The organism is Candidatus Collinsella stercoripullorum (genome assembly GCF_027669965.1).
In the GTDB taxonomy this organism is placed as follows: Bacteria; Actinomycetota; Coriobacteriia; order Coriobacteriales; family Coriobacteriaceae; genus Collinsella; species Collinsella stercoripullorum.
In genome coordinates, this window is the sequence record NZ_JAQECM010000027.1 from 1 (window position 1) to 16,229 (window position 16,229).

Annotated in this window: 11 protein-coding genes and 1 pseudogene; 4 read left to right on the forward strand and 8 right to left on the reverse strand. The window is 70.1% G+C overall.

Annotated features, from left to right (window positions below):
• The 5 genes from PHA29_RS06580 to nudC all read right to left on the reverse strand — a co-directional run.
• Positions 1–1,260, reverse strand: a 1,260-nt coding sequence (locus tag PHA29_RS06580) for a diaminopimelate decarboxylase family protein (protein ID WP_270848760.1), incomplete at its 3' end; no start/stop codon positions are given.
• Positions 1,261–1,352: 92 nt separating this feature from the next.
• The gene (locus tag PHA29_RS06585; RefSeq protein ID WP_270848761.1) at positions 1,353–2,993 is read right to left on the reverse strand and encodes an amino acid adenylation domain-containing protein; all 1,641 of its coding nucleotides are present in this window, start codon (positions 2,991–2,993) and stop codon (positions 1,353–1,355) included.
• Between the two features lie 157 nt (positions 2,994–3,150).
• On the reverse strand, positions 3,151–4,857 hold the full coding sequence (locus tag PHA29_RS06590) for a sensor histidine kinase (RefSeq protein ID WP_270848762.1): 1,707 nt from the start codon (positions 4,855–4,857) through the stop codon (positions 3,151–3,153).
• The gene (locus PHA29_RS06595; protein ID WP_270848763.1) at positions 4,850–5,593 is read right to left on the reverse strand and encodes a response regulator transcription factor; all 744 of its coding nucleotides are present in this window, start codon (positions 5,591–5,593) and stop codon (positions 4,850–4,852) included. Before PHA29_RS06595 ends, PHA29_RS06590 begins: the two co-directional genes overlap by 8 nt.
• Before the next feature lie 233 nt (positions 5,594–5,826).
• Positions 5,827–6,909: an NAD(+) diphosphatase gene (gene nudC, locus PHA29_RS06600; protein WP_270848765.1), complete on the reverse strand. Its 1,083-nt coding sequence runs from the start codon at positions 6,907–6,909 to the stop codon at positions 5,827–5,829.
• Positions 6,910–7,179: 270 nt separating this feature from the next.
• On the opposite strand from nudC, the gene PHA29_RS06605 reads away from it, so the two are divergent.
• Positions 7,180–7,332, forward strand: a complete 153-nt coding sequence (locus PHA29_RS06605) for a hypothetical protein (RefSeq protein ID WP_270403509.1) — start codon at positions 7,180–7,182, stop codon at positions 7,330–7,332.
• A 134-nt stretch (positions 7,333–7,466) separates the two neighbouring features.
• Here the strand turns inward: PHA29_RS06605 and PHA29_RS10670 are convergent.
• Positions 7,467–7,730, reverse strand: a pseudogene (locus tag PHA29_RS10670) (iron-containing alcohol dehydrogenase); the annotation flags it as partial.
• Complete coding sequence (locus PHA29_RS06610; protein WP_270848768.1) at positions 7,622–8,422, reverse strand: aldo/keto reductase; 801 nt, start codon at positions 8,420–8,422, stop codon at positions 7,622–7,624. The gene PHA29_RS06610 and the pseudogene PHA29_RS10670, both read right to left, overlap by 109 nt.
• A 530-nt stretch (positions 8,423–8,952) precedes the next feature.
• Here PHA29_RS06610 and PHA29_RS06615 point away from each other — a divergent pair.
• Both PHA29_RS06615 and PHA29_RS06620 read left to right on the forward strand, forming a co-directional pair.
• Entirely contained in the window at positions 8,953–9,678 is a 726-nt protein-coding gene (locus PHA29_RS06615) for a hypothetical protein (RefSeq protein WP_270848770.1), read from the forward strand.
• A gap of 184 nt (positions 9,679–9,862) precedes the next feature.
• The gene (locus PHA29_RS06620) at positions 9,863–10,519 is read left to right on the forward strand and encodes an MBL fold metallo-hydrolase (protein WP_270403504.1); all 657 of its coding nucleotides are present in this window, start codon (positions 9,863–9,865) and stop codon (positions 10,517–10,519) included.
• Positions 10,520–10,711: 192 nt separating this feature from the next.
• Here the strand turns inward: PHA29_RS06620 and PHA29_RS06625 are convergent, their stop codons facing one another.
• Positions 10,712–14,101 carry a vitamin B12-dependent ribonucleotide reductase gene (locus tag PHA29_RS06625; RefSeq protein WP_333491382.1) on the reverse strand — a complete coding sequence of 1,130 codons (3,390 nt, stop codon included), beginning with the start codon at positions 14,099–14,101 and terminating at the stop codon, positions 10,712–10,714.
• Positions 14,102–14,496: 395 nt separating this feature from the next.
• On the opposite strand from PHA29_RS06625, the gene PHA29_RS06630 reads away from it, so the two are divergent.
• Positions 14,497–15,792, forward strand: a complete 1,296-nt coding sequence (locus PHA29_RS06630; protein WP_270848772.1) for an ATP-binding protein — start codon at positions 14,497–14,499, stop codon at positions 15,790–15,792.
• Positions 15,793–16,229 lie beyond the last annotated feature (437 nt).

Sequence of the window (16,229 nt, forward strand, 5' to 3'; positions counted from 1 at the left end):
GCCGGTCGGGACGGACGGCGCGGGGGTGTTCAGGCCGTCGGTCCGCAGCGCGCCGCGCACGCATCGGGGGACGCCCGCACGGTCGATCACGACGACGCCCGGCAGGTCGCGGCTCAGGAACAGCGAGATGCCCTCGGTGGCGCAGTAGGCGCCCGCGCGCGAGAAGGCCAGCACGTCGCCGACATCGAGCCCGGGCAGGGGCAGCTGCTTGGCGAGCACGTCGTTGACGGTGCACAGCGAACCGCAGATGTTCCAGGGCTCGACCGGACGATCGCCCGGAGCGGCCCGCCCGCGCCCCAGCACGCGGCACGGCGGCAGCTGCATGGCCATCGACCGGCCGTAGTAGACGAGCTGATGGATGCCGCCGTCCACGATGGCGTAGTTCCGGCCGCGGTTGACCTTCGCGTCCACCGCGCGCGTGAGGTAGGTGCCGCAGCTCGCCGCGATGCTGCGGCCGACCTCGAGCGAGACCTCGCCGGAGAACGCCATGCCCTCCAGCCCGCGCGCGAGCGCCGCCAGGCAGGCGTCCTCGTCGAAGGCGTCCGCCTCGAAGTAGGCGACCGGCAGGCCGGGCCCGTACTCGAACTCCCGCGGCGCCCAGCCGGTCGCCAGCTCGAGCTCGGCCAGGAAGCGGTCGATGCGCTCGAGCTCCCGGGAGACCTGGCGGACGGCCGCTTTCTGGGTCCCCGAGAAGAACTGCACGCCGCGCAGCTCGACGCAGCCGGAGCCGAGGTGCTCCCGGACGAGCCCGGTCAGCGCCTCGCCGTCGAGCCCGAACTGGTTGCCGCTCGACAGGCGGAGCAGCACCGGCACGCGCACGCCCTGCTCGCGGGCATGGCGGCAGATGAGCTCCATCTGCGCGCGGGACTCGACGGTGAGGATGCCCGCGCGGTCCGCGACGGCGGCGGCGACGGTCGCATCGTCCTTGTGCACGCCCGAGACCACGAGCTTCCCGCAGGGCACGCCGACCTCGCGGCAGATGCGGTACTCGCCGGGCGAGCAGACCTCGATGCGGTCGACGACCCCGGCGAGCTCGGGCAGGATGAAGGTGTTGGCCTTCATGGCGTAGCACAGGCCCGTGCCCGCGGGCAGCGCGGCGCGCAGGCGGGCGACGCGCGCGGCGAGCTCGCGGTCGTCGAAGACGTACAGCGGGGTTCCGAAGGCGCGCGCGAGCTCGGACAGCTCGGCGTCGGCGGGGCCCTCGCCCGCGGACGGCGCCCCCGCGGGGGCGCACGGGGTCGCGACGGTCGGATCGATCATGGAAGACGCTCCTTTCGGAAGCTCTCGGAGGGTATTCGGGTCGTCGGGCGGGATGCGGCGTCAGAAACGGGCCGCCTGCGGCCGGGGGCGCCTCACGCCGGGGCGCCGCGCCGGGCGCGGGCGCGCGCCCGCAGCCCCTCGAGCAGGGCGGCGCGGTCGACCTTGCCGTTCTTGGTGAGGGGCATGGCGTCGACGCGCTCGATGCGCGACGGGACGAGCGGCACCGGGAGGTAGCGCGCGACCGCATGGCGCAGGGCCGCCGGGTCCGCCCCGCCCTCGAAGAACGCGCAGAGGCGCGCCCGGTCGGCGTCGTAGGCGCAGCGGCAACGGTCCACGCCGGGCTGGCGCTCGAAGGCGGCGTCGATCTCCTCGAGCTCGACGCGGTGCCCCAGGTGCTTCACCTGGTTGTCCACGCGCCCGCAGAAGAACAGCTCGCCGGCGGAGCCCACGCGCGCCAGGTCGCCGGTGCGGTAGAGCGTCTCGGGCACGCCGCGCGAGCCTGGGCGGCGCACGAAGGACGCGGCGGTGCGCGCCTCGTCCCCGTAGTAGCCCAGCGCGATCGCCGACCCGCCCACGTACAGCTCGCCCACCGCGCCCGGCTCGGTCACCGGGAGGCCCCGCTCGTCGAGCAGCAGCACGCGGCGGTTGGGGAACGGCTGCCCCAAGGGGATCCCGCCCGTGTAGGGGCGCGCCGGGTCGAGCAGGTGGTAGGTGCAGTTGCACGTGACCTCGGTGGGGCCGTACAGGTTCACAAAGCGCGCCCAGGGCACGTGCTCGCGCCAGCGGCGCAGGTGCTCGAGGGGCATGACCTCGCCGCTGAACATCACCGTGCGCAGGCGGGGCAGCTCCGCGTGCTCGAGCCCGTGCAGGCTCGACAGCAGGCACAGCGCCGCGACGGCCCAGATCACCGTGGTCACGCGGTGCTCCACCAGGGCGTCCATGAGCTCGGCGGGACGCGAGAACAGACGGCGCGGCAGGATGACGAGGGTCGCGCCGGCCGCCAGGGTGCCGTAGACGTCCTTCACGGAGACATCGAAGTCGAACGGCGCCTGGTTGCCCACGACCTCGCCGGAACGGATGCCCAGCGTGTCGACGAAGCTCCCGATGAACTCGACGATGGCGCGGTGGCTCACGGCCACGCCCTTGGGCGCGCCGGTCGAACCCGAGGTGAACAGCACGTAGGCGGGATCGGTGTCGACCGTCTCGCGGGCGGCGCGGTCGAGCAGGGAGACGTCGGGCTCGGCGGCGGCGAGGTCGGCTGCGAGCAGGATGTCCGCGCCGTCGAACAGCTCGCGTGCGCGCTCGCGCGTGTCGGGGCCGACGACGACCGGGATGCGCTGCCCGGAAGCGCCCCGGGGACCCTCCCCCGCCGCCAGGGAGGCGAGGATGCGGGCGGCGCGCTCGGGCGGGACGTCCGGGTCGACCGGCACGTAGAAGCCGCCGGCCGCGAGCGCGCCGAGCATCGCGGCGAGCGCCGGCGCCCCCTTCTCCATGAACACGAGGACCGGCATGCCGGCGGAGCCGTGCCGGATCAGCGCGGTGCCGGTCGCCAGGACGCGGTCGAGCAGCTGGCCGTAGGTGCACGAGCCCGCCTCGTCGACCACGGCGGTCTTGCCCGGGTGCAGATGGGCGCCGCGCTCGAGGAAGCGCAGGGCCGTGTGCCGGTACCGCATGCGGGTGCCGACGCGCGCACCGGTCGCGCTCGCGACCGCCCTTCGCATCGACTCGTCCATATGCCCTCCTGTCGTCGGCACGGATACTTGACGACTATCAGTGTGGAGGGGCGTCCTTCAGGTCGGCTGAAGGCAGGCTTAAGGTTCGTTTAGGTTCGGATACCGGGCGAAGGGCGGGCGGGTGCAGGCGGGCGCCGCACCGGCTTCCGCGACGGCATCACCGGGGCCGGCGGGGCTCCCCCGTGTCGCCGGGGCCGGCGGCGGGCAGCTCGACCGTCACGACGGCGCCCCACGGGGCGCACGGCTCCTCCAGGCGGATCGACCCGCCCATGAGCTCGACCGCGCGCCGGGCTATGGACAGCCCGAGGCCCGTCCCGCCGTCCGAGGAGCGCGCAGCGTTGCTGGTCACGAAGGGCTCGAAGGCGTGGGCCGCGATCTCCGGCGCGAAGCCCGCGCCGGTGTCGGCCACCCTCACCTGCACGGCGCCCCCCTCGCCCGCCGGCGCGCAGCTCACGCGGATCCGCGTCCCCGCGGCGTTATGGGACCAGGCGTTGTCCACGAGGTTGAGCAGGACGCGCTCGAACAGCTCGCGGTCGACCTCCGCGAGCGCCCCGGGCGCCGCGTCCACCTCGAGCGAGCAGCCCGCCTGCTCGACCGATGGCTCGGCGCGGCGGGCGACCGCGCGCACCAGCTCGGAGACGTCCGCGCGCACGAGCGCCGGCTCGTACTCGGGGTGCTCCATCTTGGCGTAGCTCACGAGCGTGTCGATGAGCTCGGTCGCCGCGATCGAGCGCTCGGCGATGGCGCGCAGGTAGGCGCGCTCCTTCTCCGGCGGCACGCGGCCCTCGGCGAACGCCTGCGCGTACCCGCGGATCACCGTCAGCGGGGTCTTGAGGTCGTGCGAGACGTCGGCCACGATGCGCTGACGCTCCCGCCGCGACGCCGCGAGCTCGTCCATGAGGTCGGTGAAGTTGCCGTAGGTGCGCATGAGCTCGGTGGGCACCCGCTCGCCGGCGGCCGCCTCCTCGTCCCCGCGGCGGTAGGCGTCGATGGCGCGGTCGAGCGGGCGGGCGGCCCCGCGCGCGACGCGCACGAGCGCCCAGGCCGCGACGGCGGTGAGTGCGACCACGATCGGGGCCCCGAGCAGCGAGATGCCCGAGACGTCGTTCAGGACCTGCTGGTAGCGCGTGTCGCTCACCATGGGGGCGACGAGCACGAGGGTGCGGGACGCCCCGTTCTCGGTCCGGTAGTCGAGCCGCTCGACGGTCATCTGCGCGTCATAGATGCCCGTGATGAAGTCGAACTCCCGCTGCGTGAGCGCGGTCCTGCCCGAGAACAGGTCGCCCTCCACGATCTGCAGCCCCTCGTCGAGCACGCACCAGGACTCGACGACCTTGCTGTAGTCGCTCTGCTCGTCGTAGGTGCACAGCATGATGCGGTAGCGGGTCGAGCCGTCGTCCGCGCGCTCGCGGAAGACCTCGTAGAAGGCGTTCTCCTCGTACCCGTTGATGAGCGGGAGGTCCGTCGAGCGCACCTTGCGCGCCGCCTTCTCGTTCGAGGCGTACAGGCGCGCGCCCCGCCCGTCGAAGACCGTGACCAGGCAGTTCTCGAACGCGGGGGACTGCAGCGCCGCGAAGTCGTCGCGCGCGAGCTCGGCCTCGCGCTCGAGCACGGTCTCCATGGAGGGGAAGGCGTTGTCGAGCATCGCCTCGCCCACCGCGCCGATGCCGGAGAACAGCGCCATGACCGCCAGCGCGTAGGCCACCACCACGGCGAGGCAGCGGACCGCGAGGCTCGTGCGGACCGCCTCCCATGCGCCGCGCAGGCGGGCGCGGGCCCCGTGCCCGGTGCGGGGGCCCTCGGTGCGGGTCGCGCGGCCGGCGCGGGCCCCGTGCCCGGTGCGGGGGCTCTCGGTGCTAGCCATCGAGCCGGTACCCCAGGCCGCGGACGGTCTTGATGAAGCGGGGGCGCAGCGGGTCGTCCTCGAGCTTGGCGCGGATGTTGGAGATGTGCACCATCACGCTGCCCGCGCCGCCCACGGCGGGCTCGCCGTTCACGCAAGCGTAGAGCTGGTCCTTGCTGAACACGCGCCCCGGGGCGGACATGAAGGCGGCCATGATCTTGAGCTCGGCGGCGGTGAGCGCCACGGGCTCGCCGCGCTTGGAGAGCACGAGGCGCTCGGTGTCGAAGGCGAGCTCCCCGCAGGTCACCACAGCCGACGCCGCCACGCCGGCGGGCGAGCCCGCGGCATCCGGGCCGGGCGCGGCGCCCTCGGAGGCGGCACGGGCCGCATCGGGGGAGCTGCGGCGCAGGACGGCGCGGATGTAGGCGGTCACCTCGAGCGGGTCGAAAGGCTTGGAGATGTACCCGTCCGCACCGGCGTCGAGCCCGACGATCTTGTCGGCGGGCATGCTGCGCGCGGAGACGATGATGACGGGGATATCGCTCTCGGCGCGCACCGCCTTGATGAGGTCGTAGCCGTTCATGCGCGGCATCATGATGTCCACGAGCGCCACGTCCACGGGGCGCGTGCGCAGCAGCTCGAGCGCCTGCTCCCCGTCGCCGGCGGCGACGACCTCGTATCCGCTGCCCGAGAGGTAGAGCGTCAGCAGCTCGACGATATCCGGGTCGTCTTCGGCGACCAGCACGGTCTGGGCCATGGGATCCTCCTCGTCACGGTTACCGGCATCCTACCAGCCCGCAGGCGATCTCACGGAACATCCAGCTATGCGGGAAAAAAGTGCCTGTCACTTTTTTCCCACCCGCAGCCGCATCGTGGGAAAAAGGTGACAGGCACTATTTTCCCACGCGGGCCTGTCCCATCTGTCACCGCACATGCCGACCGGCACCCCGCGTCGACGGCCGGGCCAGCCCCGCGGGACGGACCGCGGCGTCAGCCGATCGGGCCGCCGTACCAGTCCTCGATCATATGGCGCGCGATCGACGCGCGGCCGGGGAGCTCGACCTCGCCCCGCGCGAGGGCGGCGGCGAGCTCCGAACGGGTGAACCAGCGCACCGAGGAGACCTCCTCCCCGTCCGCGCGCACCTCCCCGTCGCATGCGCGGGCGCGGAAGGCGAGCATGATCGACGCGGGGAACGGCCAGCTCTGCGACCCGAGGTAGCCCACCTCGTCGAGCTCGACCCCCACCTCCTCGCGCGCCTCGCGCCTGACCGCGTGTTCCAGGCTCTCGCCCGCCTCCACGAAACCGGCGGAGACCGAGTGGAAGCGCGGCCGCCATGCGGCGTTGTGCTGCAGCAGGACCCGGTCGTCATCGTCCACGATCACCGTGATGACCGCGGGCTCGATGCGGGGGAACAGGAGGCGGTCCCCGTCGTCGGGGCCGGTGCAGGTCTGGGCCCATCCCGCGAGGGCGGGCTCGACCGGGTGCCCGCACGCCGGGCAGAAGCGCTGATGGGCATGCCAGGTGCTCACCGCGACCGCGCTCGTGGCGAGCCCCGCGTCCCGCACGGAGGCGCACGGCGCCAGGGAGCGCAGCTCGACCCAGTCGAAGTCCCTCAGCGCCCGCTGGGCGAGCGTCACCGCCGACGCGCCCTGCTCGTGGTCGGCGCCCGCGGACAGGGGCGCCGCGGAATCCGGGGCGCGCGTGATATCGAGGGCGAGGTAGGGCACGGCCGGCTTCTCCGAGCGGTCGATGCCGAGGTAGATGAGCAGGCAGCCCGGACGGGACGCTTCCGCGCGGACCTCCGCCGAACCGAGCAGCGCGAGGGCGACCTCGCCGGTCGGGGCGGCGGCGTCGGGCCGGGGGGCCGCCGGGTCGTCGGCGCAGTCGAGCGCCGTCGGCGCCGCGGCGGCCGCGTGCTTGGGGACCGCCACGAGCCCCCTGTTGACGAGCACCACGCGGGTCCGGTCGTCGGCGAGCAGCCGGTCGAGCAGGCCCTCCTCGCCGCGACGGTCGACGTCGTAGTCGATCGTCGTCTGCGCGAGCGGCAGCCTTTCCACGAATGCGTCCGACATGGCGCACCTCCCGGTCGTGACGGATAGCGGCAGACGGGGCAGTCCCCCGTGTCATCATGACAGATAGGGCGGTTCCCCGCGTCATGACGAGCCCCCGCGCCATGAAACCATGACGCGGGGGCCGCCCCGTCTATCCGGCGAGGCCTCCAGGGCCCCCGTGCCGGGATGGGGACGGACCCGCACGATCTCCCCACTCCCACCGCGAGCACGGTCGCGGCGGCTCCGGGCCTGTCCCCATCCCGGCAACGGCGCGGCCAGCTAGGCGGTCCTGTGCCCGCCGTGTCGATGCCCCAGACCTCGGTGGCGAAGCGCGCGAACTTCGCGGGCGCGGCGATCATCTTGCGCGTGTTCTCGATGATGCAGCGCATGTTCGCCTCGGCGATGAGGTCGGGCAGGTTGCCGTCATGCGGCGCGCCGAAGTAGGTCTCCATGCCGTGGCTGAGCATGTCGAACGCGCCGGAGAGCGCCTGCTTCATGGGCGCGGACAGCGTGTAGGCGGGGTCGAGCACGGCGAAGCTGTGGAAGCTGCCCGCCATGCCGTTCTTCCGCTTGGCGGCCTCGTTGGTGATGACCGCACCGTTGTTCATCTCCGCGCCGGTGCCGAAGATGGTGACGACGGCGCCCATGGGGATGCCCTCGGTGGGGAACTCGTGGTCGGAGAACTCCATCTTCCACACGTCGCGGTCGGTCTTGGCCTGGACCGAGACGATCTTCACGCAGCCGATGACGCTGCCGCCGCCCACGGCGAGGATGAAGTCGACGCCCTTCTCGCGCGCCAGCTTCGCACCCTCCTGGACCTTGGCGTAGGTGGGGTTGGGCATGATGCCGACGAACTCGACCACGTCCTTGCCCGCCTTCGCGAGCAGCCCCATGACCGCATCATGATCGGACGGCACGCATCCGGAGCGAGACAATCGCGTGCATGCACGCCTTTGTCTCGCCGAGCCGCAGGGCGCGCTGACGGACAGAACGGCCCCGCGCCTCGCTGCCGGCGCCCGGCCCCCGTACCGTCGTCCTTGAGCGCGGCGCGCAGGTACGGGTAGCACTCGACGGTCACCAGCTGGGGCTTGATCTCGGCGGCCTCGATGACCTCGGCGATCTTGTCCTGCGGGAAGTTGGAGAGGCCGAGCGCGCGGACCTTGCCGTCGCGGTACGCCTTCTCCATCGTCTTCCATGCGGCGAGGTAGTCGCCCACCGGCTGATGCAGGATCAGCATGTCCACGTACTCGAGGCCCAGGCGCGCGAGGGTCCCGTCGACGGCGGCGTCGCCCGCCTCGTACACGCTCGGCCACAGCTTGGTGGACACGAACAGCTTCTCGCGGTCAACACCGCTCTTGGCGATGGCGCGGCCCACGGCCTTCTCGTTCATGTAGGCGTTCGCGGTGTCGATATGCTCGTAACCCGCCTCGAGCGCCGCGAGCGATACGGCCTCGGCCTCCGCCGGGGTCATCAGGAAGGTGCCCAGGCCCTCGACGGGCATCTCGACGCCGTTGTTGAGCTTCAGATACTCCATGGCTTGCCTCTCTCTCGCATGCGGCGCGGCCCGTCTCGACCGAGGTCCGGTCGGGCCGCGCCCGTTTCCGTACACCCCCATTCTGGGAGCGCCCGGCAGCGAAGTACAATGCCGGGTCGCCATCCCGCTATGCAGTACGCGCATAGCGAGGACGGCGACCCGGCGGGAGGTCGCGGCGAGCCTCCCCGTGCCCGCGCAGGGCGAACCGGCCGCGCGCAGGACCTGCGCCAAGTCGGCAGCGCGGGGCAAGACGGCAGCACCGATCCGCGACTCATTCCGACCCCGTCCCCAAACGGGTCACGGTCGGCTGCTCACCGTGACCCCTTTCGACCCCGTCCCCAAAAGGCTCACCCAAAAGGCTCAAGCGACCCCTTTCGACCCCGTCCCCAAACGGGTCACCCACGCGGCGCGTTCGGCCGCTTGCCGATGCACGTGCACTTGTGCAACAGTCGGCCCCTCGCCTTCCCGATATGTTGTAGATGGGAACGCGCCCGGATGCCGGGCGCCCGTGAAGGAACGGAGTGAGGGATATGAGGTTCACGCGTATGATCGTGCCGGTTCTGTGCCTGTCGACGGCGCTCATCGCCGGATGCAGCCAGGGAACGCAGCCCGCCGGGTCGACCGGGTCCGCGACGCAGGGTTCGGCACCTGCGGCGGCGGCCGAGCAGACGCCGCAGGCGGAGCTGACCGCCTGGCAGGACAAGACGTTCTACGAGCGTCCGGTCGCCGATATCGCGAGCGACCTCGAGCTGCTGGACTTCGAGATCACAGCCGACAACTACTACGAAGAGGAGCAGAGCGGATACAGGTATTGCGAGACCACGTTCTCGGGTCAGCCCGCGGACAACCCCTTCGAGGACTCGGATCCCACCGTGAATATCACCGTGACCGTCGAGGACCCTGTGTTCGTCGACGGGGCGGAGAACCTCGGATATGAGACGCTCGCCGAGGGCACCCTCCCCACCGGCTACACCGTCTGGCTCTCCTATACGGAGCGGGACCCCTCCGAGTACGAGGCGGTCGCCCGCCAGGTCGCGGACACCCTGGGCCTGGGCGCCTTCACCGAGAGCACGGTCGGGCCGTCGCCCTTCGATGAGACGCGCATACTGGGCAACTTCTCCGCCGATGACACCTACTTCGGCACCCCGACGACCCATCTCATCTCGATGACGGTGTACCCCGACGACATGACGCTCAACCCGGACGCCCCGCTCTCCGTGACGTTCGGGCTCTGGAACGTTCAGGCTATGGAGTAACCGCCGCTCCCCGAACCCGGCCCGCACCCAAGCCGAACCTCTCGCAGATGAAGCCGCTGTGCGCCGTGTTCGGTGTCTGTAACGTCGGGTCCGCGACGGAAACGACCCCCTAGGTCGCGGGTACATACAGACAACGACCGGGCAGGGCCCGAAGCCCCGCGCGGATCCGACGTTAGGAGCCATCATGAGAAGCCTGAACCTGGACCGCATCCGCGTCCTCACCCACAGCAGCATCCGCATCGAGGCCGAGGCGGGCACCGTCGTGTACGTCGACCCCTACGACCTGGTCGACGAGACGCACGACGCCGACATCGTCTGCATCACCCATGCGCACTACGACCACTTCTCGCCCGAGGACATCGCCCGCGTCGCGAAGCCCGGGACGCGGCTCGTCGTGCCGGCCTCCATGGCCGGCGAGGCACCGCGCGCCGGCATCGACGACGTCCGCACCCTGCAGGCGGGCGAGGCCGTCGAGCTCGACGGCATCCGGATCTCCGCCGTGCCCGCCTACAACGTGATGCCCGAGCGCCTGGGGTTCCATCCGCGCGGGAACGGCTGGGTGGGCTACGTGCTCACCGTCGACGGCGCGCGCCTGTACGTGGCGGGCGACACCGACCGGAACCCGGACAACATGCAGGTCCCGTGCGACGTGGCCCTCGTGCCGGTGGGCGGCACCTACACGATGGACGCCTCGCAGGCGGCCGAGTTCGTCAACGCCCTGCAGCCCCGCGTCGCCATCCCCACGCATTACGGCAGCGTCGCCGGCGAGCCGCAGGACGGAGAGGCGTTCGCCGCGCAGGTCGCCCCCGATATCGAGGTCGTCCTCAAGATGGAGCGGTAGGCGCCGCGGCGCACCCCGCGGCGCATGCGAAACGGGCGCCGGGCTCCCCGTCGGAGCCCGGCGCCCTGTCATGAGGCGGCCGCGGATCGTCCCGCAGCGCCCGTGCCGGCACGCGCCGGAAGGGACTCGCGTACCGGACCGGTGTCGCGCCGCGACGCACCCGGCGTCCGAGCGCGGCGCGCCGTCACCCGATCAGCTGCAGCCGGTGGTGGTCCCGCAGTCCATGCACACCTTGCAGGTGCCGTTCTGCACCATGCGCGAGCTGCCGCAGGTGGGGCAGATGCTCCCGTCGTACAGTCGCTCGCCGTGGATCGCCGTGTCGTGCACGGCCTCGCTCACGAACGCCTGCGTGTACTTGTCGCCCCGGTCGAGCTGGCCGGTCTCCTCGCGCAGCTCGTCCTCCTTCGCCGCCACCAGGCGCGAGAGCTCCTCCCCGCTCACCGCGGGCTCCTCGTCCTCGACGGCCGGAGCCTGGACGGCAGGCGCCGCGGCGACGGGGGCGCCGCCGGGCGTCCAGCCCTCGGGCTTCACCTGCACGCGCGTGTAATCCCCCAGCTCGATGTCGATCACCTTGGAGATGAGGTCGGAGATCGAGGTCACGTACTTGATATTGGGATGGCTCTGCACGAAGCCGTAGGGCTCGTACATCTGCCCGCGCAGCATCTTGGAGATGCGCTCCGCGGGGATGCCGTACTGGAGCATGACCGAGATGGTCTTGGACAGCGAGTTGAGCAGGCCCATGATGGTGGTGCCCTCGCGGTCGGTGGTCACGAACAGCTCGGAGATCGCCCCCTCCTCGTTGCGGTTGACCGTGGTGTAGATCTTCACGCCGTCGATCTGGGCCAGGTGGGTGCGCCCGCTGCGGATGCCCATGATGCGCCGGCGCTCGGCCGGGCGGCGCGCCTCGGCGAGCTCCTCCTGGGCGCCGCGCGCGTACTCGAGCAGCGCCTCGTAGGACAGCTCGCCCAGGTCCTCGCCGTCCGTGACGTCGGAGAGCGAGTTGTTGAGCGGCTGGGCGTTCTTCGACCCGTCGCGGTACAGCGTGATGCCCTTGCAGCCCGTCTTCCAGGAGAGCATGACCACGTCCTTGAAGTCCTCCACGGTGGCGGAGTTGGGCAGGTTGACCGTCTTGGAGATCGCGCCGGAGATCAGCGGCGTCAGGGCGGCGACCATGAGCACGTGGCCCTCGGGCGCGATGAAGCGCTCGCCCGTGCCGCAGACGTTCGCCGTGTCGAAGACCGGCAGGTCGGCGTCGCGCAGCCCCGGCGCGCCCTCGATCTTGCCGTCGACGACCATGCCGTCGTCGTCCGTGGCCTGCACGTACGCCAGAATCTCCTCCACCTGCTCCGGCGCGTACCCCAGATGGCGCAGGGCGTCGCCGATCACCGGGTTGGCGAGCGTCATGAACCCGCCGCCGGACAGCTTCTTGTAGATCATGTGGCTGAAGAACGGCTCGATGGAGGTCGCCCCGCAGTCCATGGCGAAGGAGATGGTGCCCGTCGGCGCCATGACGGTGACCTGGGCGTTGCGGTACCCGCAGCGCTCGCCGAGCTCCTCGGCCTCCCGCCACGAGGCCACCAGGGCGTCCGCCAGCGCGCCGTCGCCCATGCGCCCGAGCAGCTCCCGGTCGACCGCGGGCGGCCGGACGGTGAGGTTCTCGTAGGCGTCGTCGCGGGCACCGGCGACGCGCGCGTGGTTGCGGATCACGCGCATCATGTGCGGGCGGTTGATCTCGTAGCACGCGAACGGGCCCACCGCCGCGGCCATGAGCGCCGAGACGGCGTAGCTGCGGCCCGTGAGCATGCCCACGATGGCCGAGGCCAGCGCGCGGGCCTCGGGCGAGTCGTAGGGCAGGCCCTTGGCCATCAGCAGGCTCGCCAGGTTGGAGATGCCGAGGCCCGTGGTGCGGAACCGGTAGGTGCGGCGCGCGATATCGCGCGTGGGGAACTGGCCCCAGGCGATGGACGCCTCGAGCGCGAGCTGGGCGATGTCGATCGCGTGCGCGTACCCCTCGACGTCGAAGGCGTCGGCCTCGGGGTCGTAGAAGCGGTAGATGTTGATGGAGCCCAGGTTGCAGCTCGAATCGTCCAGAAACGCGTACTCCCCGCACGGGTTCGTGGAGTTCAGGCGGTTGTAGGGCGCCCCCACCTGACCGTCCTCGCCGGCAGGACAGGTGTGCCACTCGTTGAAGGTGTCCGAGAACTGGGGCGCGGGATCGGCGCAGCGCCAGGCGCTCTCGTTGAAGACGTCCCAGATATGGGAGACCGAGACCTCGGCGTCGCGGCTGGGGTCGACGCGCCCGCGCAGGCGGTAGGTCGCCTCCGGGTCGGCGTCCAGGTTGTCGACCTTCTTCATGAACTCGTTGTCGATGCGCAGGGAGTTGTTGGAGTTCTGGCCGGAGACCGTGGCGTAGGCCTCCCCGTTGATGTCCCCGTCGTAGCCCATCCGCATGAGGGCGAGGGCCTTGTCCTCCTCCCGCGCCTTCCAGGTGATGAACTTCTCGATATCCGGGTGGTTGATATCCAGGCACACCATCTTGGCGGCGCGGCGCGTGGTGCCGCCGCTCTTGATGGCGTCGGCGTTGCGGTCGAGGCCGCGCAGGAAGCTCATCACGCCGCTCGACACGCCGCCGCCGGAGAGCTTCTCGCCCTCGGCGCGCAGGGCCGAGAAGTTGGACCCCGTGCCCGAGCCGCCCTTGAACAGCTTGGTCTCGGTCACGAACTCGTCGGAGATGGAGTGGTCGCCCAGGAGCTTGTCCTCCACGCTCACGATGAAGCAGGCGGAGGCCTGCGTGCGCGTGTACTGGTCGGCGGACTCCACGATCTCGCCGGTGGCGGGGTCCACGTAGTACATGCCCTGCGGCTCGCCCGCGATGCCGTAGGCGCGCTTGAGGCCCGTGTTGAACCACTGGGGCGAGTTGGGCGCGAAGCGCTGGTCGAGGACCAGGAAGACGAGCTCGTCGTAGAGGACCTGCGCCTGCTCGCCCTCCTCCACCAGCCCCTCGTCGACGAGGGCGGCGACCCAGAAGTCCACCATGCGGTGCGCGACCTGGCGCATCGAGGTCTCGTGGCCCTCGCCCGGGACGCCGGCGCGGCGGAAGTACTTGGACGCGATGATGTCCACCGCGTTCTGCGAGTACTGCTCCGGGAACTCAAGGTCGTGCATGTCGCACAGGACGCGGCCGGTCTTGTAGTCGGTGAGGTGGACGTCGCGGCGGGTCCAGGAGAACAGGTCGTAGACGGTCTTGCCTGCGTTCTGCGGATCGTCGAGCGCGGCGGTGAAGCGGCGGGCGATGCGGTCGCGGATCGTCTGGGTCATGGGCAACCTCGCTTTCCTCGTGTGGTCGCAGTATCGCACCCCGTGCGGACACGACGGCGCCGCGCGGGGTGCGGGGGATTCGGGACAGCCGGCCGCGCGGTCAGGCGCGCGGCCGGCGTTCTTGATTCTATCAAGCGAGGTGGTGCGAACTTCCCATATCTTGAGTGGTTCTGTAAACGGCACCACTATATATAGTGTTCGTGGGTTGAATAACCGCTGCACGGGCACCGTCGGCGCAGGTCGTGCGACCACAGCATGTTGCACGCGGGGGCGCCCGGAGCTTCAACCGCGTGTTTATTACATGAACGGACGGTTACGCGGGGATGGGGAACGACGGGTTCCGGAACGTGTGGGGAACGTGTGGGGCGACGCAGCGGGATGGGGAGCCCGGGCACGGAGAAGTCCGACGCGTGATGCCGGCGGAGGCCCGACCGGAGCGAGAACGGCCCGGGGCGGGGCCGCGGGCCGTTCTCGCGGGACGAGGCTGCGAAGATGGCGCGACGCGACCGAACGCCGATGCGTCTCATCCTCGAAAATGCATCTCAAAATCGCTCGAAAATATTATCATGCTCACTCGATTTTATTAGATTTATTCCTCGGAAATGCTAGACTCATATTGGCAGCGCATCAGTCGACCGTTCTACCCGCAGGAGATCCGCATGAGTATCGTTCCCTATGGCTACATGCCCCGCCTTCTCGATACTGTTCTCGACCGGCGCCTCCGCACATTCGGAGCGGTCGAGGTCGCCGGACCGAAATTCTGCGGAAAGACCTGGACGAGCATGGCGCACGGCGAGAGCATCATCCATCTCGACGATGCCAACGCAAAGCAGATGGCGGAGCTCGACGTATCGCTGGCGCTGGAAGGGGAACGCCCCCATATCATCGACGAGTGGCAGGACGTCCCCGATGTATGGGACGCCGTACGCCGAAGCATCGACGAAAGCGGGAACGTGCGCGGGCAGTACCTACTCACCGGCTCCTCAACCGTCGACAAGGCAAAGGTTTCGCATAGCGGGGCCGGCCGCATCGCCACCATGGAAATGCGGCCGATGAGCCTTTACGAAAGCGGTGAATCGACAGGAGCGGTCTCCCTATCCGGCCTCTTTGAGGGTGCTCGCACAACGAAACCGGTCGTCGTCGATACAAGGGCACTCGCACGCGCAGTCTGCCGGGGCGGCTGGCCGGCGACGATCGAATCGGAGGATGAGTTCATCGGCGACCTGCCCGCCCAATACCTCGACGCCTTGTTTTCCATCAGCGCCGCCCAACGCGGCATAGACGGAAGACGGGCACGGAAGCTCGCCACGTCGCTCGCGCGCAATCTGGGTACCGCCATGACGTACAAGACGATGTATGCTGACATCACCGACGGGGAACCAATGGAAGTCGCCTCGAACTCGATGTATCGCAACGCGCTTGCCCCGTATATCGCGTTTTTCGAGGACCAGTACTTCATCGAGAACCAGCCCGGATGGGACGCGCCCGTCAAATCGAAGTCGCGCATCCGTTCGAAGCCCAAGCGCACGTTTGTCGACCCATCTCTCCCCGCCTCGCTTCTCGGCATGACGCCTGAACGCCTCCTGCGCGAACCGCAGGTCTTCGGCACGCTCTTTGAGGAGCTGTGTCTGCGAGATGTCCGAATCTACTGCTCCGCCATGGGACTCATGCCCAATCCGGCGGTCTGCTATTACGGCGACGCGGACGGTCTCGAGGTGGACATCATCATCGAGCTCCCCGATGGCAGATGGGGCGCCTTTGAGGTGAAGCTCAACGAGCAGAAGGTCCCCGAGGCGGAGCGCAGTCTACTCAGGCTTAAGGAGAAGGTCGAGCGGAACCCTGCTGCGCAAAACCGGGAGCCTTCCTTCCTCGCCGTGCTCGTGGGCAAAGCGACGTTTTGCCGCGTGACGCCTGCCGGCGTGCACGTCGTGCCCATCACGGAGCTGGGAGCATAGGGCAGGCGCCTCGCGACCGAACGCCGGCGCACGGAATCGCGGCACAAAAACGCCCGGCCTCGAGGGTTGGGGGTCGAGGCCGGGCAACGGCGCGCCGGTCCGGGGTCGGGAATGTGGGCCGGACGCGCTATGAGCACGCGCGAGCAGCGCTCGCCGCGAACTCCGAGATCAGGCGCAGCGGATGGACCGTGCGCAGGGAATCGCTACTTGCGACGACGCTTGATCGCCGCGCCGGCACCGGCTGCGACCGCACCGACGGTCGCGACGGCGTTCTCCGGCACGACCTCGGCAATGTAGAACGTGATGACATCGCCCTGATCGGCATCCGACGAGTCGAACTCGACCGCGTCGAAGGAGAACGTGCCGTCGGCATTGTTGGAAACCGAAAGGTCTACCTTTTTACGCTGTCTTTACCTGTATTTCTCGGGCAGCGTCAC

Excerpts from the sequence above, each read along its gene's own strand:
- PHA29_RS06585 (WP_270848761.1), bottom strand. The coding sequence starts at position 2,993 with ATGGACGAGTCGATGCGAAGGGCGGTCGCGAGCGCGACCGGTGCGCGC.
- PHA29_RS06590 (WP_270848762.1), bottom strand. The coding sequence starts at position 4,857 with ATGGCTAGCACCGAGAGCCCCCGCACCGGGCACGGGGCCCGCGCCGGC.
- PHA29_RS06595 (WP_270848763.1), bottom strand. The coding sequence starts at position 5,593 with ATGGCCCAGACCGTGCTGGTCGCCGAAGACGACCCGGATATCGTCGAG.
- nudC (WP_270848765.1), bottom strand. The coding sequence starts at position 6,909 with ATGTCGGACGCATTCGTGGAAAGGCTGCCGCTCGCGCAGACGACGATC.
- PHA29_RS06610 (WP_270848768.1), bottom strand. The coding sequence starts at position 8,422 with ATGGAGTATCTGAAGCTCAACAACGGCGTCGAGATGCCCGTCGAGGGC.
- PHA29_RS06615 (WP_270848770.1), top strand. The coding sequence starts at position 8,953 with ATGAGGTTCACGCGTATGATCGTGCCGGTTCTGTGCCTGTCGACGGCG.
- PHA29_RS06620 (WP_270403504.1), top strand. The coding sequence starts at position 9,863 with ATGAGAAGCCTGAACCTGGACCGCATCCGCGTCCTCACCCACAGCAGC.
- PHA29_RS06630 (WP_270848772.1), top strand. The coding sequence starts at position 14,497 with ATGAGTATCGTTCCCTATGGCTACATGCCCCGCCTTCTCGATACTGTT.